Below are 18,467 nucleotides of genomic sequence, written 5' to 3'. Positions count from 1 at the left end.
TCGCGCCCGCCAATACGGCAGCAGTTTGATTCTTCCAAGTGTAAACTATGTGACAGTGAAATCCGAATTTTACACCGGACGCCGGATCGGGATCAGGTGGTTGTCCCATTGGCACTCGGCGCGGGTTCGGATTTCGGTACGCGCATGGTCCAACCTGCCAAAAACGCCGGTTCCCGTGGTAAAGACCAGCCCGTTTGTGCCCGAGCCGAGGCCGCAGACATCTTCCAAATCGTGGGCGGACAGGAACGCGCGGCTGGCCACATCGAACCGGTGCAGCGCATTGCCGCGCGGGCAGGTGATGGCGATTGTCTCGCCATCGGCAGAAAACGCGATACTGCCAGCATAGCCCTGAAGCACGTTCTGTTCTGCCTCGGGTGCGGCCAGCAGGGTCGGGGCTTCACCACGACAATGCAATCCCAAAAGCGGAGGGTGCTCTGCCGTGCTGCCCTGCCATTGCATTGCAAAGCCCACCAACCCGTCACCGCGTACCGCCAGATGGCGGATCGAATTCTTGTGCATCGCGTGAGGCAGTTCCACCTGCTCGAGCACGGTGCCGGACAGATCGACATAGCTCAGGTTCGGGCGCATCGTTGGCAGGTTCAGCTTGGTGCGGCCACTGTCGGGGTGGGTCTCGATGCCGCCATTGGCGATCACCAGCGTCTGACCATCGGGCATCAGGCGGACGTCATGGGGACCGATGCCGCCGGATGCAAACTCGCCCAAACGCTCAAAACTCTCCGCGTCCCAGATGCTGATCAGGCCTAGTCCAGCCTCATAATTGTTTTCGGTTGCATAGAACCGGGAGCCGTCCGCCGAGAATGTACCGTGGCCGTAGAAATGCCGCCCGGAAGGGGCCTGAAGCCGTGCCTGTTCTGTGCCGCTGCCACAGTCGATCACGAGGGCATAGGTGCCTGGGCGGCGGGCAAAGGCGACGGCTTGCGCCCGGAACGGATGGGCAGCGGCGGCATGTCCGCGCGAGGGTAACGGCAGGGCGAACAGGATATCCCCCTGCGCGTCCAGCCCGGCCAGCCGGTATGTCCCGTCGGGGAACAGGGCTGCGGCCAGAAACGCAGGCCCACCCACGGATGCCCAGCCCCGTAAGGGTGCCAGCGATGAGGCGGCAAGACCCGCCAGAAAACTGCGGCGGCTGGTCATGGGTCAGTCCCCATCCAGCGAGTTGAAGCCCGCGCTGATCCCCAAGGTCGGGCCAAGTTCGGTTGCGGTGATCGCGCGGATATCGTTGATCTGCTGCTGAAGCGCCTCGATGCGAATGCGACTTTGCGGGGAGGCGACCCCGGCCAAAGCCGGATCATCGATGGACCGGGCGCTGTCGATTGCACGCCCGAAACCCGCATCCAGATCGGCCGCGATATCCGGGTGATCTGCGGATAGCCGCGCGGCCAGATCGCGCAGCGCGATCAGCGACAATTCCACATGGCGCAGCGCGCGTTCGGACCGCCGCGCCTCGGCCCGGTTCGGGCGGGGGCGGTCGAAGGTTCCCAACGGGCGGCCCAGACGTGTATCGGCGGTAAATTCAAGACCGGTGGACAGGGCCCTGAACAGTTCCTGCATGGCCTCGTCCTGTGTGCGATAGGGGCTGTCTGCGCCCGGTTGCACAAGGGCAGGGGCGTAGATGTGCCAATCAGAGAGCATGTCATCTGCATTGTGGTCGACATCGGTGGCAATCGCCCCGATCAGCGCGCAGCGATACGCGGCGCTGCCGAGATCCGCAAAGGCCGGGTCGAACAGCATCCGTTCCAGCGCAAAAAACCCGCGCCCCGCGATTGAGGTCTGCGCAAAGGCCTGTGGGTCTTCGACCGCCCGATCCTCGGCGGCGATAAGCTGTGACAGGGCTTTCGGCGTGAACCCCTTGGTGTCGGGCCAGAAAGCCAGGGCAAAGGCGCGGTCCTCGGCCTCGGTCGGGCCAAACCTGAGGTGGCTGGCGGCAATCCACGCGTCAAAGGCGGTGCCATAGGCAGCGCGGAGTGTATCTGACCCTGCCGTGCAATCGGTTTCAGCCGCAGTCATCAGGCTTTCGGTCGCCTGCGCCAGGTTTTCGAAACGGGGCAGGATATGGGCCTGGGTCACGTCCGTCAGAATTGCGGTGCGATCCTGCGCCTGTGCGGCGAGTGGCAGGAAAAGAGCGGTGAGAAAGGCAAAAGGGCGCATCGGCTACAGGCTTTCCAGAAATCGGATCAGGGCATCACGGTCGGTTTTGGGCATGGAAACGACCGTATCGCGCGCGGGCTGGGCCTCGCCCCCGTGCCACAGGATCGCCTCGAGCAGGTTGCGCGCGCGTCCGTCATGCAGAAACTGGGTGTGGCCCGAGACACGCTCGGTCAGGCCAACGCCCCACAGCGGCGGCGTGCGCCATTCCCGACCGGTTGCGCGGGCCTCGGGGCGGTTGTCGGCCAGACCCTCGCCCATGTCATGCAGCAGCAGGTCGGTATAAGGCCAGATCAGTTGGAAACTGTGCTCGGGCCGATCCTCCATGCGGTGGGTGACATGGGAAGGTGTGTGGCAAGCGGCGCAGCCGGTGGTGTGAAAGACCTCTTTGCCGCGCAGCACCTGTGGGTCACCCACATCCCGACGACCGGGCACGCCCAGATTGCGGCTGTAAAAGGCCACAAGGTCCATGCCGATCTGGTCGATCTCGAATGCGCGCACATCGTTGTCGCCATGGGGGGCCTTCACGCAATTGACCTGATTGTCGGTGCAATCCCCATGCGGTGCCGGATACAGCGGGCTGGAGATGCCGATGTCGCCGGCAAAGGCCGCCGCAGACTGTTCCATGATCGTCGGCATGCCGGCCTTATGGCCGAAGCGACCCATCATCGGTTCGCCATATTCAATCGACCATACAATGTTGGGCCGCCCGGAAATGCCATCACCATCCGCATCATCGGGGTCGGCACGTGCCAGCAAATCCTCGACCGGAATCGCCTCAAGCAGGCCAAGTCCGATCATCTGCGGCGCGACCCGGGGGCTGAGCATGGCGTCCGGGTGCAGTGGCCCATAGCCCAGATCGGCAGCCTCATAGGTCGGGCGGCGCAGGGATGCGGTTTCGCCCTCTGACAGGTGAATGGTCAGTTCTTCGTATGTGATGCCCAGCCGGTATTCCGCCGGATGTCCGGCCAGCGCGAAATCCTGCATCTGGCCGCCGTAGTTGGGCTCGGGCAGGGTGGCGATGTAATCGGCGATTTCTGCGGGCCCGTCCTCGGGCCGACCGGGGATGGACACCCGCAGGAACATGGAAATGGCGTTGTCATCCGGCCCGTTCGGCGTGTGGCCGCGTCCGTCCTTGATATGGCACCGCTGGCAGGACCGCGCATTGTACAACGGGCCCAACCCGTCCGACGCCAATGTCGAAGACGGGGACGATACCCAGATTTTCTTGAACAATCCGTTGCCGACCTTGAAATCCAGCTCCTGCTCGAAGCTCAGATTGCCGGACGGTTGCGAAAACGCATCCGCGTCATTGCGCGCGCGGACGGTGGCGGCCCCGGCGGTCAGTTCCTCAAAGGGTTGCGGTGCGGCGAAATCCTGCGGCGGGGCGGTAACTGCTGCAATACGGGCGCGTTCGTCATCGGTGCGGGGAGGGTAGTTCAGGTGCAGATCCTGCAGCTCGGCTGACAGGGACGGGGTGGCCGCAAAAGCGGCCACCGTGAGGGCGAAGAACCTAGTCGTCTTCGTCCATTTTCGATGCATTGAGTTGCACATAATTGGCTTCGCCGATCCTTTCATACAGGTCGAGCTGCGTTTCGAGGAAGTCGATATGATCCTCTTCATCGGACATCAACTTCTCAAACAAACCCATCGAGACAAAGTCGCCCGCCTCGCGGCAATATTCGCGGGCTTCCTTGTACAGCGCCCGGGCGTCGATCTCGGCCGCTAGGTCACATTCCAGCGTTTCCTTGGGCGTCTGGCCAATGCGCAGCGGGTCCAGTTTCTGCAGATTGGGATGGCCTTCCAGAAAGATGATCCGTTCGATCAGCTTATCCGCGTGCTCCATCTCTTCGATGGATTCCTCGCGGCTTTTCTTGGCCATGTGACCAAGGCCCCAATCCTCTTGCAACCGATAGTGCAGCCAGTACTGGCTGACCGCTGTCAGTTCATGCCGCAGGGATTTGTTGAGATATTCGATGACCTTCGGGTCGCCCTTCATCTGACTTCTCCTGTGTTACTCCGCCGCGTAATGCACGGAGTTGCATTGGGACTTCCAGATTATCGGAACCCCGCATCGTGTCTAGGAAAAGAGGCATGCACCCGCCGCAATCCGCCGATTTTCCAAGGGCATGATAGATTTTGCCGGGGGTGATGACGGCATAAGGATCAGATGCCCGCATCCAGTCAATCGCGGCGCGAATTTCGTGGTCCGAGATGTTTGTGCAGTGGCAGACGATCATGGTTGTTTGACCATATTTCGGATTTCTTACTTATTTAGTATGATATTTGCCGCAGAACCGGTTCCGGATGCAACCGTTTCCGACCAAAAAGGCCAGAGGCATGTTGTCGCGCATGCCTCTGGCCGGGGTCAGATGTTACTGAAACACCGCATTCGGGTTGTCCAGGCTGTCAGAGCCTTCGAATTCGATCTGGTCCAGTTCCAGCGCTGTCACGATGCGCTCGATGGTCTTGGTCTGGTCGATCAGGCCATTGACGCCGCCCATGATCAGCAACTCGCCGCCTTCGTTGCCGCGTTCCAGCATCTGGTCATAGGCAAACCCGGCTTCGGCGGTCGATTTCAGACGGCCCAGAGCCTGCATGGTGTTGGCCAGCTTCACCTTCATTTCGGCATCCAGCGCGGGGTCGGTTGCAATGACCAGATCCGCCAACGATGCGCCCGAAACCGGGGTGCCGTCGATGCGGGTATAGCTGCCCAGATACACGTTCTGGATGCCCAGCCCGTCGTAGTAATGCGAGTTGTGGGTGTTGTCCGAGAAGCAATCATGCTCTTCTTCAGGGTCGTTCAGCATCAGGCCAAGACGCATCCGCTCGCCGGCCTGTTCGCCATAAGACAACGAGCCCATGCCGGTCAGGATGGCGCTGACGCCCGCATCCTCGTTTTCGGTCAGCGCGGCGCGCGCGGCACCCCCTTGTTTCCACTGCCCGGCCATCCATTCAAGGTCGCTGACCAGCAGGTCGGTTGCGGCGCTCAGATACTGCGCGCGACGGTCGCATTGGCCGCCGGTGCAGGCGTCGCCCGACGCATAGTCGGTCGCAGGGCGGTTGCCCGCGCCCGCGCCGTGGCCGTTCATGTCCTGACCCCACAGCAGGAATTCGATGGCGTGATAGCCGGTTGCCACATTGGCCTCGATCCCGTCCGCTTCGTGCAGGGTTTCGCTGAGCAGTTCAGGGGTGATTTCGCTGGCGTCGATGGTTTCGCCCGACAGATCGAAGCTGGGGTTGGCAATGACGTTCAGGACGGCGAACTCGTTTTCATCGGTCGCACCGCCATAGGCGGCATCGACATAGTCGATCAGGCCTTCGTCCAGCGGCCATGCGTTCACCTTGCCTTCCCAGTCATCGACGATGGCGTTGCCGAAACGGTAAACCTCGGTCTGCTGATAGGGCACGCGCGCGGCAATCCAGGCGGCGCGGGCGGCGTTGAGGGTGGCATCGGACGGGTCCGCAATCAGAGCGTTGACGGCGGCCTGCAGGGATTGCGCGGCAATCAGACTGTCTTCGAACTTGGCTTCGGCGATATTGGCGTAGGTCTCAAGCACATCGGACTTTGCGGGCGCATCGGCAGCCAGGGCAGTGGTGGCAATGCACAGGGTCAATGTGCTGGCGGCGGTAAATAGCTTGGTCATGGAACGCAAATCTCTCTTGTCTGGATGGGGGTCTGAGCCCCGGTGTTCATGCACGCCATTAGCTGAGCGAATTACTCAACAATGTCAACCTGAGTTTTATTGTCAGAAATTACGATTTCCCGCCCCCGCTGAATCTGGCTAGGCATATTCCGCCGGTGCCGCAGAACTGGGCAAAGTTGCACGACTATCGAATCGGTCTAGACTGATATCGGTGATTCGATTTGGGTGGTAACGCGTTAATGAGGACAGTTTTTCTTGCTTTGGCCCTGTGTGCTTCGGCCTTTGCCGTTCAGGCCACGCAAGCGGAATCGCAGCATCAGCACGGAACCGGCACGCTTGATGTCACCTTTTCCGGGGCTGAATACGCATTGTCCCTGGTTGTTCCGGGGTTTGATGTCGTCGGGTTCGAGCACGCTGCCGCCAATGACGACGACCGGGCATCGGTCGCGGTTGCCATCTCGGACCTTTCGAAACCGCTGGAGTTGTTTCTGGTGCCTGAGCAGGCCGGATGTTTTACCAAGTCCGCGAATGTGACCTTGGTCGCTGACAACTCTGCCGGTGATACTGTATCAACCACGCAACAGAGTGATCCGGAGACTTCGGCGCATTCGGAATTTCAGGCAGAATACGTGATCCAATGTCAGGATATCGGCGCGCTGGACACAATTGAATTTGCTTATTTCGATCGATTTGAACGTGCGAAAAAATTGGATGTAAAGGTGGAACGGGCTGGCGATGAACAAAGGTTCGAAATGACACGGGAACAGCGGTTACTGGACGTATCGGCACTGCGCTGAACGAACGAATGCCGTAGACCTTTTGGGGTTGTTAACTAAGCATAAAACCCTGTTTCGATCCGAAACGCGACGTCGGTTCCGTCTGCTCAAGTAAACAGTTCGCAAGCCCGGGCAGACATGGTAGCGTCTGTGCCGACGGAAAAACCCGTTCTTAATTCAGGACGAGACGGTGAAATGGTTGGTGAAGGTACAAAAACAGTAACGGCGTTGTTCGCGGATATCTGTGGTTACACGACCATCATCGAACGCGACGAAGCCAGGGCCGTACAGCGCACCCAGCGCGCGATCGAACTGATCTCTTCCCTGATTGTGGATTACGGAGGGTCGGTCGAGCATATCGCCGGCGACGGCGTGCTGGCCTTTTTTGAAAGCGCAGATGACGCGCTGAATCTGGCCGTGTCGGTGCAGCGGGAAATGAGCAATGACAGCGTCTGGAACTCGGGCGAGTCGCCGATTGCCTTCCGGATCGGGCTGAGCTTTGGCGATCTGCTGCAAACGCGCAACGGCTTGCTGGGCCATCAACTGAACATCGCCGCGCGGCTGCAAAGCCTGGCACCGCCGGGTGGCATTCTGATCAGCGAAGATGTGAAGGCGCAGATCACGGACAGCACGGATGTCCGTCTGCAGCCGCTTGGGAAAAAGAAACTCAAGAACCTCAGGCAATTCGTGAATGTCTTCGAGGTCATGCTGGACGCGCCTGCCGCGTCATCCGGCATTCGCCTGCGCGAGTTGCAGAGAAATTCGCCGCCGCCCTCGCCAAACTCGGTTGCCGTACTGGATCTCGAAAACACCTCGGGTGATACGGCGAATATCCATCTCTGTTCGGGGATCACGGCGGACATCATCTCGAACCTGACCCGGTTTCATGACCTGCACGTCATTGCGCACCGGTCGTCTTCGATGTTCGACCAGTCGATGCAGACCACGTCTGAGATCGCCGACAGCCTGGGCGTCACCTATCTGATCGCGGGCAACCTGCTGCGCAGCGACCGGCGCATCATGGTCCATGTCGAGCTTTTGGATGCCACCACTGGCCAGTCGCTGTGGGGCGAGCGGTTTGACGGCGTGATCGAGGACGTGTTCTCGATCCGCACGGAACTGACCTCGCTTATTGCCGCGCGCCTGTCTCAGGAGGTTACAAGCGCCGAGATACGCCGCTCGGTCAGCGCGGGCGAGGATCAGTTGCAGGCCTATGGCCTGTTGTTGCGCGGGCGATCGGTTTATGGCAGGCCGTCGCGTCTTAACAATGTCCATGCGCGCGGGCTGTTCGAACAGGCGCGCAAGGCCGATCCGACCTTTTCCCGCAGCTATGTCGGCATTTCACGGACATTGAACGACGCCTGGCGTTTTCACTGGGTCGATCCGCCGGACGCGGCATTGCGGGATGCGCTGGCAGAGGCCGAACGTGCCGTGAAACTGGACCAGACCGACGCCAGGGGGCACGCCGCTGTGGGCAGCGCGCTAATTTACCTGCGCGAATACGACCAGTCGCTTGGTGCCTACGAGCGCGCCATCAAACTGAACCCCAACGATGCCGATGTGCTGGCCGAGATGGGGCATTCGGTCAGCGTCTGCGGCAACCCGGATCGTGCCATTGAACTGATCAAAAAGGCGATGTCGCTGAACCCGCATTATCCGGACTGGTATCTGTGGCATCTGGGTGAGGCGCATTTCGACAAATCCGACTATGCCGAGGCGATCCGCATTCTTAGCCAGATGAGCGACCGGACCGAGGCGCACCGGATGCTGACCGCAAGCTACGCGCTGATGGGTGAGAACCAGCTTGCGATGCGCTCGGCGCGCGAATTGCTGGCCAGCCACCCCGAATTTTCAATAGAACACTGGAGCAAGGTCCCGCCGGACAAAAACCCCGAACCCAGAGAGCGCCTTATGGCCGGGCTGAAACTGGCGGGGCTGAAATGAAGATACCCATTCACGCCCAGCCGTTTTCGCTGGCGGTCAACAGCCGCCCGTCCCGCGTTGATCTGCGCCCGGGCGTCCCGGCTGACCGCGCGTTTTGTCACCAGTTGTATCTGGCCTGCATGAAGCCGCTGCTGACCACGCTGGGCGTATGGGATGCCGATCGGGTCGATGCGACATTCGACAGGTATTTCGACGCCGAGGAAATCTGCGTCACGCGGCTGGATTGCACCGATATCGGGTATCTGCAGGTCACGATTTCGGATGGCGCGATGAATCTGGATCAGTTCCACATTCTTGCGCAGTACCAGCGCCGGGGCATTGGCACACGCCTGCTGCGCAACGTAATCGCCGAAGCCCGAGCGCGCGGGCTTCCGTTACGGCTGGACCTGATCAAGGGAAACCCGGCGCGGAGCCTGTATACCCGCGAGGGATTTGAGATCACCCATTCGGATGAGACGAAGCATTATATGACTTTAGGCGTCAAAAAAACCGGCGAACAAGGGGCTGGTCAGTAGTTGCCAGATGAATCGGTGACTACGAAATGAAGCGCCTCAGCTCTGGGGTGTGTGGAATCGTCCTGATCGACCCGGAGTATTATCTGTTGGCCGACCGTTATGAAATTCCGCGCGTCGTCAGGGTCATCGGGCACTACTTCCAACTTGTTATTCACCCGAATTTCGAGGTCCAACCTGCTGCCCTCGACTTCAACACCTACGACTTCTAGAAAGGGGTAGACGGCACTATCTTCCTTTGTGAGAAGATGCACGGTTGTTGTCACATCCTGAGATGCATTGAATATTCCATGGACAGGGACATTTTCATATCGTGGCCTGCTATCGCTAACCGACTTCCGCAGAATTTCCAGATTGTCCTCGGCCCGCTTGGGTTTGATTTGTACTGGGTCATCATTTTCAGTTGCGCTAATGGCAACCTGCACCAATTGGCGCAACACAGGCAAAGCTTCTTTGCCCAAGGCGTTTGCCTCAGAAACTTTTTCGCATAGGTTTTTCATTTCGCGAATAACTTCGTCGTAGTCACTCATTTCACATCCAACCTGTTTTCGAAGTTGAAGAAAATTTGACAGTCTCAGGTGCTAATCGTTGTTTCCACCGTATGCTTTCCCGCCGCTATAAGCCTTGCCACCGCTATAGGCTTTCCCGCCGCTATAGGCCTTGCCGCCGCTGTAAGCTTTGCCGCCACTATAGGCCTTGCCGCCGCTGTAAGCCTTGCCACCGCTATAGGCCGGGTCACTCACTTCTGTTGCGAGCAGAATATCTTCCAGCGGGCCGGTACTCGGGTCAAATCGGATCGAGTAGTCGCCTTTGTCAAAGGCCCACGCCCTCATGTCATCGGCGAACGACCAACCGCGCGCTTCAAGGCCGGTTCGGTCAAGGTTGCCCGGAGTGCGTGCAAATCGGGTCTCAAGATCCCCTTTAGGTCCCTCGACGAGCGTTCCGTCACCGTGCACCAAAAAGATCTGAGGCCGCGCAAGTTCATAGATATGGGATTCATAGCTATAGCAATAAATTCTCGCGAATTGTGCGATGCGCTCGTCATTCTCTGCATACCGGAACAATTGTCGTAGCAGGAAACTATTGCCGCCCAGAGTGGGTGGTTCACCAAAGGCATCGCTGTCGCCCGGGTGTTGTTCCTTGTCTTCTACGGGTCTGTCTCTGGTGATCTTAAACTTGAGGTCCGAAACAACCCGGCCAAACAGGACGACTTTGGAAAGACTAAGTAAGCTCTCGGTCATTGTGATAACCCCCCATTATCAATTTGAAATAATTGTAACCTTGCGAACAGTGGCGACAGCCTGAGGCAGTTTTGATTCATAAACAAGGTTTTCCTTCATTTTCGCCCCTTTAGCCGCCGCGTGCGAGCATATAGCGGGTTCGGTAGGGTGTGCATTTGTGCGGCCGAAACGATGTATTTTCAGGCACATAGGTTCGGTCGGAAAACGCGTGGCTTTCTTCGTCCGGCGGGGTCTGCCTTGGGCCGGCGGATACGATGCCGATTCCGCGCCGGGCCATGTTAACTTCGATGATTCGGCCAAAACGGCCACCGGTCAGCGTTTCATCCGCACCCGTCATAACGTGCCGGAAGTCCGCGTAAGTCGGAACTGCCGGCAGGCGCACCCATGTCAGGGCCAGGACGTGCCCCAGATAATCCCGGGCGCGGTCCAGAGCATCGGCAAAACCCTCGGGCGATTGGGCGTAGCTGGCATCGAACATGGGCTGCAGGATCTCGTGGTAACCGGGATCGTCCTCAAGCCGGTCGGACAGATCCTCGAGCTCGTCGCTCATCAGACCCGCGGCAAGCAGTTCCTCGTGAAACACATCGACGAGAATGTCGAAAAACGCCGCTGTCAGGGGTTGCGAGAGGTCATGTTCGCTGGTCCAGCCCTGCTCGAACTGCCACATGTTTGAATCGTTCGACACCAGACGCAGCTGTTCGAAATCCGAAACCTCGGCAAAGCGGTTGAGCTGGTTGAAGGAATAGAGGTTGCCTTTGCTCTTTTCCAACAGGTCGTCGCGCGCGGATTCGAAATGCATCAGCGCAATCAGCGACACCATGTCCGCCGCGGATTCGTGGAACCCGAACTGTTCGCCATCCATATCCGCCGTGTCAGGCATGCCGACGGCGCTGTAGACGATCAGGTGCCCAAGCTCATGCGCGATCACATCGAAGCTGAGCGCGAAATCCATCAGGTCGCCGTTCTTGCGCTTGTAGGACCCCAGTTCGATCGAGCCGAACCCGGCATAGGCATTGTCGAAGTTCTCCAGCAGAATGATCTCCAACTGGTCGTAATCCGCGCGGAAATGAAACGGAATCTGTCCGCCGAAATAGTCCTCCCAGATGTCCAGCGTGAAGCGGACGCAGCCAAAGGCGTGGGCCTGTTCGAATTCGCGGGTGTGAAAGTCGATATGATCGAAATGCCCCTGTTCGTCCGGCAGGGCGGGTGGATGTCTTTGGCCGTCCCAGGGGGGCTTGAAATGATCCGGCATCCCGTTCGGGCCAGGATAGAAGCCATAAGGAAGTTCCTTGCCGATGGGATCCACCACATAGAGCCGGTCATCCGCTGGACCCGGCCCGACCGAGCCTGCGGGCGAAGACACCCAGACCGTTTCGGCGAACCGCCCCTCTTGCGTGGTGGGCAGTTGCGGAAACAGCAGGAAACGCGTGCCGGGATGGTGATCCATTCAATTCAGCCCCTCAATAGACCGAGTGCTAAAATTCACTTGGCGCAGAAGTCCTGCCGTCAGTATCCCCGCTTTTGCGCAATTTACGAAACAGAAATTCATCGGCGACAAGACGACAAAGCGTTTCGGCATCCGGCAGGGCTAGTGCATCTGCCAGAATGTCAGGCTGTTCCGGGTCGAACGCGGTGCCTGTGTCGCGGATGAACCAGTCCAGCAGCAGCGCGCGGCCCGGCGGTCCCGTGCTTGTCGATTGATCGGTTGCTAAAGCTTCGCGCTTTGCCTGCGCGCGTTTGGACAGGGCCGCAAACCGGCCAGCGCGTTTCAATTCGTCAATCATCGCGTCGTCCAGCGCGGTGCCCGCAGCCTCTTCTGCCGCATCCAGCGCGCCGTCGGTGGCAAGCAGCCGTTCCAGCCCGTCCGGTGTCAAAGCGTTGTCCGCCATCCAACTTTCCAGCGCGGAGAGCGAGTATAACCCCTGTTCCCGGCGCAGTCTGCTGAGCATGGCGGACATATCGTTGCCCGAGGCGGTTCCGACCGCGAAACCGTCCGAGGCCAGAACCCGCGCAAGCGCCCGACGCCGCATATTCGCGAATTGGTCCGGCGACAGGCGTAGTTCATCCAATACGCCGCTGTGATCCGTGTGGGTTTCGTCCCGCCATTGCAGCGCTTTGTCCCACATGACCGTCCATTGCATGTGGCAATTGGCCTCGCTAACCGCATCCGCCTGCGACATCGCCCGCAGCATCTCATGCGCGTCGCGTTTCTTTTGGTCGATCTTGTTGTCGGCCAGCCACCCGGACAGGCGATCAAACTGGTCCTTCCCGGGCAGGCGTTGCGATGCGCTTTCCAGCAGGTTTGCCCAGGTTCGGTTCGGAAAATGCAGGTCCTTGCAGTCATCGGTCAGCATCCTGCCGACCTCTGGCGATAGAACGCCGTCTTCCACCGCCTTGGCTAGGGTCAGCCGGATATTCACCATGGGCTCAGACAAAGGCTGATAGCCAAGCTCTGCCGGGCCGTGAACAAGGGCGACCTCGTCATCATCTTCCAACTCACCCTCGGCGTAAGCCGAGAATATCTCGCCCACGCCGATCATGCCGAACTGATAGAGCTCGGCCGCGCGCAGCGCACCGATACTGGCCGCGCCGAACACGGTGACGCCCTGATCAATCGCCCACAGGACTTCCTTGTGCCAGACCGAAGGCTGGCCCTCGAAATAGCCGTCGATGATGCCGATCCGGGTGAAGCCGCGCTTGACCGCGGCGATCACGTCGCCCATCGCGGCGGGGGGCAGCACCTCGGCTTCGGAAACTGCCCTGATCTCGTCGGCGGACAGGGTGGGGCCGGAGAATACACATGCGGTCATGCCGGTTGCCCCCGCTGGGCCAGCGACCGTTGGCCCGGCGTGTAATCGGGGTGGTCATCCGGGCCCTCAAGCCCCGGTATGACGATGCGCACCACACCGAGGTTAAACTCGGGCTTGCCCAGGTCCACACAGGCGACGCGATCCAGACCGGCACCAGAGAGTTGCGCCAGCATAGTTTCAAGGTCCGCGTCCAGCGTGCCGTTCTGCCAGCTTGCAATCGAGCTGAGCGCGCGCGGGCTTCTGGTCGGCAGGCTCATCAGCCATTCGGCCCTGTCCCGCTTGGCCTGCTGACTGTCCTGACCGTATTCGTCCGGCAGCAAGTCGTCGCGCGCCCCGGCGATGTAGTTGCAGCGCACCTGAACCGCCTCGGTGATCGCGCGGGCCATGGCGACATCGGCGGAGGTATGGCACCCGGCCCCCGCGCCCGAATGCCCGTTGCGGCGCTCGGCGTCCACGATCAGGCAGTAGAAGACCGGCAGCCCCACATCGCTGGTGATGTCCCAGACCGCTACTTTGAAATTGGCGTCATCCAGCTTGGCAAGCAGCGCCCGGCAGGCCTCGTTCGCGACGCTGTTCAGATCCACCCGCGTTGAGGCAATGGCGCTTTCGGGCAGTTGGTTCCACAGCGTCATCGCATCCCGTTCGACCACTTCGGCGATGCCGTGAATGATGGCCTCGGCGGTGCTGTTGCCCGAGGCGAGGCCGTTTGACGAGGCCACAAGGCACCCGGTGGCCGCCTTGGTCGGCACGGTGTAATTGGTATGCACAACCTCGAACGGCATCCAGATCGGGGATTGGCGGAACAGGTCTGTGCCTTCAATCCACAATACCTGTTTTTCCGGGTCGTGCCGCGTGTCGCGCAGTTGCGGCAGGGTCGAGGGCGAAACGACCGGAAACTGCGCCTGCATCTCTCGCTCGGACGCAAGGCGCAGGGGGTGGTCGATGTTTTCGGCATGGTGGCTTTCGATGGCCTCCATGATCCCCGACGCTTTGGCGGCATCAAGGTCAAGGCCCTTTCCCTGGGACACCGAAAGCGAGCGGGCATTGGGGCGGCTGACGGACACGACCGGAATACCAATGCGATCAAGGCCGGTGATATTGGCAACCCGCGTGATCCCGGCCTGCGCCAGCAGCGGCATCAGATCGGCCACCGTCTGGGCCGGGGGGCGAATTCTGTGCGTCCCGACAGCATAGCCCTTGCGTTGCTCCGGATCGCGGGTCGTACGGCCGTCAGTCTTTGCGTGGTCCATTCTGTGCCCTGAAATGACTTTGGTAAATTGTGCCTTGTCCGAAAGCGTATTTGGATCACATGACTGAATTTCCGCGATAAAATCAAAGGTTATTTAGTGAATTCTATCGGCTCGAAACATGGGCTTGGGGCCGGTTCATCCGGTGAGCGCATGTCTTCGTGTCGCGCGCTCCACAATGGGAAATCGCCGTATTTGGTCATGGTCCATTGGCACATATTGGCCAGAAAGGTGTAGTCCGTCGATCCGATGGACCACCCTTCGTCCACGTCCCCTTCGTCGTCTTCGAAGTCGGGCCAGATGAATTCCCGCATGAAATAGATCGCCTGAAGGGTGATTTCCGGAAACCGGTTGTACACCTCTTCGGGATAGCACTGGTCGCGCTCAACGCAGTTTGCGATCGTGGTAATTCTGGGCAGCACAACCAGCATTTCGCGGTCGACATCGGCCTCGCGCCAGAATGTGACGTAGCGCTCGCTTGCGCTGAGGTTCTGGTTCTCGGGGTCCTCGTAGAACTTGTAAACCGCCTCGAGCACGGTCGTCAGCGCGTCCGAGAATTTCGGATCGTAGACCCGGTCCACCTCGCTGACACTGCGTTCGAATTTCTCGTCCCATTCCTCGACGATGTAAATGAATACGCCAAGGCCGAAGGACAGCGTGACGGACACCGCCGACAGGATCATCGAATACATCGACATCCTGCGTTCTCCCCGTTGCCACTCGGCGTCTGCCATGTTTTCGTCGGGACGGTTGCCCGGGACATAGTCACCGTTTTCAGTCACGCTCATCCTTCAACCCCCATAGATGCTGCAAATAAGGGTCGATCATACACGCAGAACCGGGTTTTCGTCGCGGTCTGTGTCGAATCTCTCGGGCAACGGCGACCGGACCGAGGCCTGATGAACCGAGAATGTGGCCGGAGAGCGGGTGAAAAAGCCCGCCGCTCCGACAACGCAGCGCTATTCAATGAACGTGCGGGCAATCCGGTCCCGTAAGGGCTGGGCCAGATAGCTCAGCGCGGTGCGCTCGCCGGTGTTGACGAAAAGATCCGCTGGCATGCCTGGCACCAGTTCCAGCGTCTCGATACGGTCTGACTGGCTTTGATCCAGCTTGACCTGTGCCAGATAATAGGGTTGCCCGGTGCGGTCGTCCTTTAGACTGTCGGCTGAGATATCGGTGATCCTGCCGGTGGCCTCGGGCACCTCGCCCTGATCGAAGGCCGAGAGGCGCACGCGGGTGGATTGGCCGACGAACAGCTTTTCAATGTCCGCCGTGTTCACCCGCGCTTCGACGATCAATGGCTGATCTGCGGGCACGATGTCCAGAATGGGCTCGCCGGGGCGGACGACGCCGCCCGAGGTAAAGACCGTCAGGCCGACAACCCGCCCGCTGACCGGGGCGGTGATCGCGACGCGTTTGCGCCGCTCGGCAGCGCCGACATATTGCGGTTCAAGCGTGGCCAGCAACGCTTCGACCTGCGCCAGTTCGGTCGAGATCGCCTCGGCCCGCTGGGTCTGCTGGCCGATGCTGGCCAGTTGCAACTCGCTGATCTGGTTGCGGGCCTGCGCCTCTTGCGTGGTCAGTGAGGCCGCGACGCCGGTCAGACGTTCGATCTCGACCCGGCGGCTGTTCACGCGGTTGGCGGCGACCAGCCCCTTGGCCTGCAGGGTTTCCAGATTGCCCAGTTCTTCGCGCGTGATGTCCATCTGGCGGGTATTGGCCTGCCGCTGGGCCTGCAGCCCTGCGATCTGGTCCCGCAGGTTGGCGATCTGCTGGTCGAGCAGGTTTTGTTCCGCTGTCCGCGTCCGGATTTCAGCGTCGAATAACAGCTTCTGCGTCAGGAACGCACCGTGCCAGTCGCCGCTGTCCATCTCGACGCGCATCATCCGGGTGACGTCCGCGCGGTCGAAACGCTCTTCATCGCGGATTTGTGCCACCAGACGGGCGCGGCGGACGGTCAGTTCTGCCAACTGGCTGATGATCACGTCCAGATTGACGTCCAGATCGGTGCTGTCGAGTTCGACCAGAACCTGCCCGGCCTCGACCAGATCGCCGTCAGCGACCAGAATGCGCCGCGCGATACCGCCATCCAGATGCTCGACCGTCTTGCGATTGCCCTCGACCACGAACGAGGCGGGGGCGACCACGGCGCCGTCCAGTTTCGAGGTTGCGGCCCAATACACCGAGCCGCCGACAAAACCGGCCACGATCAGCAGGCCGAGGATCACGAAGCCCTTGATGCCCGAACCCGGGGGTTTTTGCCCGGCCCGGCTGTAATCTTCCAGATGCAGAACACTTTGATCGCGGCTGTTGTAAACTGCGAGCGTCATTGGGCGGCTCCTTTCCGGGCGGGCGGCTGCGGATTGCGCGCCGCGATCTGCGTGTGTTGCTGCGGCGGCAGGCCGGTCTGGCGCGGGCGCAGCATGGCTTCCTTGTTGCCAAAGCCGGTCTGCATGCCCTTGTTCAGCGTCAGGATCTTGTTGACGGCCTCCAGCGTGCTGGGGCGGTGGGTCATGACAAAGGTGATAGCCCCGCGGGCGCTGGCGGCGCGGATGGCGTTGCGCAGCGCCAGTTCGCCTTGCGCGTCGAGGTCCGAGTTCGGCTCGTCCAGCACCAGAATGAACGGATCATTGTAGAGCGCGCGCGCCAGAGCGATGCGTTGCCGTTGGCCGCCCGACAGGTGGAATCCATCGCCAAGCTGCGTGTCATAGCCATCGGGCAGGTTGCTGATCAGACCGTGCACATCGGCGGCAACGGCGGCCTCGAACACTTTGGCGTCATCGACCGAGGTTGCGAACCGCGCGATGTTTTCTCGGATGGTGCCGTCGAACAATTGAACGTCCTGCGGCAGATAGCCGATCATCTGGCCCAGATCCTGCGGCTCCCATTTCGCCATAGGGGTTCCATCCAGCCGGATTGCGCCGCGCTGGGGCATCCAGATGCCGGCCAGCATCCGCGCCAATGTGCTCTTGCCCGAGCCGCTGTGGCCGATCACGGCCATCACGTCCCCTGCGGACAGAGCGAACTCGATGTCTCCGATGGTGGCATTGCGTGCCAGCGGCGGGCCAGCCTGCGCAATCACGGTGTTGATCGAGAATTGCGGACGCGGCAGGGCCAGGCGCTTGGGGTGTTCCGGGAAGGCTTCATCCAACGTCCGCAGGGTCTTGTAAGACCCGCGCGCAGCCAGAAAGCCGCGCCACTGGCCGATCAACTGGTCGATCGGGGCCAGCGCCCGGGCCAGCACGATGGTGGCGGCGATCATCACCCCCGCTGTGGCCTGCCCGGTAATGGCCAGTGCCGCACCCAGACCCAGCATGCCCGATTGCAGCGCCATGCGGATCGTCTTGGACAGAACCGAGAAACTGGCGATGCGGTCGGCCACGTGGGTCTTCAGCGTATGGGCCTCCAGTTGCAGAGCTGTCCAACGCCGGGCGAGATCACCATTCATCCCCATTGCCTGGACAAGCTCTGCATTTTGCTCACTTGCGGTGAACAAAGCGTCGGACCTGCTGCGCGCGCGGGATGCGTCCTGCATGACGCCAGCGGCGCGCGCGTTGTTGATCAGGGCCAGAATTGTAAGGGTCAGCGCTCCGGCAAGGCCAAGCGCGCCCAGATAGGGGTGCAGCATGTAAAGTACCGCCAGATAGATCGGAATCCACGGCGCGTCGAAAAACGCGATCAGCGTGGGGCCCGAGATGAAATCGCGCAGACCGGTGATATCTGCGGCCGGGTTGTCCGTGGCCGTCGATTTGCCCTGCAGGCGGCGACGGATCGAGGCCCGCAGCAGCGGCGCGCCGATCTTCAACTCGAACCGCGCACCCAGCCGGTTCAGGATACGCACCCGCATCAGGTCCAGCAGGCCGGTGACGATGAACACGCCACCCAGCAGCAGGGTCAGGGCGATCAGGGTATCCATGTTCTGGCTGGTCAGTACGCGGTCATAGACCTGCAGCATGTAAAGCGGACCGGCGAGCATCAGGAGGTTAAGAACAAGGCTGAAAAAGCCGATTGCGAAAAAGCCGCCCCGTAACGAGGCCCAGGCTGTTTTGACGGATGATTTTTTCTGAAACATGACGGTGATCTCTTTTCAGGGTGAAAGGGTGGCGACCTGCGCCGCCACCCCG

The 18,467-nt window shown here is 60.5% G+C and carries 17 protein-coding genes; 3 read left to right on the top strand and 14 right to left on the bottom strand.

The genetic code is table 11. The annotated features are described in order from the left end of the window. Positions 1–69: 69 nt before the first annotated feature. From ACR0K1_RS12440 to ACR0K1_RS12415, 6 genes are all read right to left on the bottom strand, one after another. Positions 70–1,155, bottom strand: coding sequence for a DUF1513 domain-containing protein (locus ACR0K1_RS12440; RefSeq protein ID WP_480850852.1), 1,086 nt, complete (start codon positions 1,153–1,155; stop codon positions 70–72). Positions 1,156–1,158: 3 nt separating this feature from the next. After that, on the bottom strand, positions 1,159–2,169 hold the full coding sequence (locus tag ACR0K1_RS12435; RefSeq protein WP_480612662.1) for an imelysin family protein: 1,011 nt from the start codon (positions 2,167–2,169) through the stop codon (positions 1,159–1,161). Between the two features lie 3 nt (positions 2,170–2,172). Further along, positions 2,173–3,708 carry a di-heme oxidoreductase family protein gene (locus tag ACR0K1_RS12430; RefSeq protein ID WP_480850850.1) on the bottom strand — a complete coding sequence of 512 codons (1,536 nt, stop codon included), beginning with the start codon at positions 3,706–3,708 and terminating at the stop codon, positions 2,173–2,175. Further along, complete coding sequence (gene bfr, locus ACR0K1_RS12425; RefSeq protein ID WP_480612658.1) at positions 3,680–4,165, bottom strand: bacterioferritin; 486 nt, start codon at positions 4,163–4,165, stop codon at positions 3,680–3,682. The genes ACR0K1_RS12430 and bfr overlap by 29 nt, the downstream gene beginning before the upstream one ends. Then, complete coding sequence (locus ACR0K1_RS12420) at positions 4,113–4,406, bottom strand: (2Fe-2S)-binding protein (protein WP_480612656.1); 294 nt, start codon at positions 4,404–4,406, stop codon at positions 4,113–4,115. Before ACR0K1_RS12420 ends, bfr begins: the two co-directional genes overlap by 53 nt. 135 nt (positions 4,407–4,541) lie before the next feature. Further along, a complete protein-coding gene (locus ACR0K1_RS12415) occupies positions 4,542–5,813 on the bottom strand; it encodes an imelysin family protein (protein ID WP_480612654.1) in 1,272 nt (423 codons plus the stop codon). 239 nt (positions 5,814–6,052) lie between these two features. On the opposite strand from ACR0K1_RS12415, the gene ACR0K1_RS12410 reads away from it, so the two are divergent. From ACR0K1_RS12410 to ACR0K1_RS12400, 3 genes are all read left to right on the top strand, one after another. Beyond that, positions 6,053–6,610, top strand: coding sequence for a ZrgA family zinc uptake protein (locus ACR0K1_RS12410; RefSeq protein WP_480612652.1), 558 nt, complete (start codon positions 6,053–6,055; stop codon positions 6,608–6,610). Between the two features lie 174 nt (positions 6,611–6,784). Then, positions 6,785–8,533: a tetratricopeptide repeat protein gene (locus ACR0K1_RS12405; protein WP_480612650.1), complete on the top strand. Its 1,749-nt coding sequence runs from the start codon at positions 6,785–6,787 to the stop codon at positions 8,531–8,533. Then, complete coding sequence (locus tag ACR0K1_RS12400; RefSeq protein ID WP_480612648.1) at positions 8,530–9,048, top strand: GNAT family N-acetyltransferase; 519 nt, start codon at positions 8,530–8,532, stop codon at positions 9,046–9,048. The genes ACR0K1_RS12405 and ACR0K1_RS12400 overlap by 4 nt, the downstream gene beginning before the upstream one ends. Here the strand turns inward: ACR0K1_RS12400 and ACR0K1_RS12395 are convergent. The 8 genes from ACR0K1_RS12395 to ACR0K1_RS12360 all read right to left on the bottom strand — a co-directional run bounded on the left by ACR0K1_RS12395 (position 9,042) and on the right by ACR0K1_RS12360 (position 18,415). Then, a complete protein-coding gene (locus ACR0K1_RS12395) occupies positions 9,042–9,575 on the bottom strand; it encodes a hypothetical protein (RefSeq protein WP_480612646.1) in 534 nt (177 codons plus the stop codon). The genes ACR0K1_RS12400 and ACR0K1_RS12395 overlap by 7 nt on opposite strands. Before the next feature lie 51 nt (positions 9,576–9,626). Further along, on the bottom strand, positions 9,627–10,286 hold the full coding sequence (locus tag ACR0K1_RS12390; RefSeq protein WP_480850846.1) for a hypothetical protein: 660 nt from the start codon (positions 10,284–10,286) through the stop codon (positions 9,627–9,629). Positions 10,287–10,395: 109 nt separating this feature from the next. Beyond that, positions 10,396–11,733 (bottom strand): gluzincin family metallopeptidase, encoded by a 1,338-nt coding sequence (locus ACR0K1_RS12385; RefSeq protein WP_480612642.1) that lies wholly within the window; start codon positions 11,731–11,733, stop codon positions 10,396–10,398. 28 nt (positions 11,734–11,761) lie between these two features. Further along, complete coding sequence (locus ACR0K1_RS12380; protein ID WP_480850844.1) at positions 11,762–13,096, bottom strand: TfuA-like protein; 1,335 nt, start codon at positions 13,094–13,096, stop codon at positions 11,762–11,764. After that, positions 13,093–14,346: a YcaO-like family protein gene (locus ACR0K1_RS12375; protein WP_480612638.1), complete on the bottom strand. Its 1,254-nt coding sequence runs from the start codon at positions 14,344–14,346 to the stop codon at positions 13,093–13,095. The genes ACR0K1_RS12380 and ACR0K1_RS12375 overlap by 4 nt, the downstream gene beginning before the upstream one ends. Before the next feature lie 89 nt (positions 14,347–14,435). Continuing rightward, on the bottom strand, positions 14,436–15,131 hold the full coding sequence (locus ACR0K1_RS12370) for a hypothetical protein (protein WP_480612637.1): 696 nt from the start codon (positions 15,129–15,131) through the stop codon (positions 14,436–14,438). A 171-nt stretch (positions 15,132–15,302) separates the two neighbouring features. Beyond that, positions 15,303–16,673: an HlyD family type I secretion periplasmic adaptor subunit gene (locus tag ACR0K1_RS12365; RefSeq protein ID WP_480612636.1), complete on the bottom strand. Its 1,371-nt coding sequence runs from the start codon at positions 16,671–16,673 to the stop codon at positions 15,303–15,305. Then, on the bottom strand, positions 16,670–18,415 hold the full coding sequence (locus ACR0K1_RS12360) for a type I secretion system permease/ATPase (protein WP_480612635.1): 1,746 nt from the start codon (positions 18,413–18,415) through the stop codon (positions 16,670–16,672). The genes ACR0K1_RS12365 and ACR0K1_RS12360 overlap by 4 nt, the downstream gene beginning before the upstream one ends. Positions 18,416–18,467: the final 52 nt, after the last annotated feature.

The organism is Ruegeria sp. F5, assembly GCF_056533845.1.
Note: the sequence above shows the minus strand (reverse complement) of the source record. Positions and strands in the feature narration are given on the sequence as shown.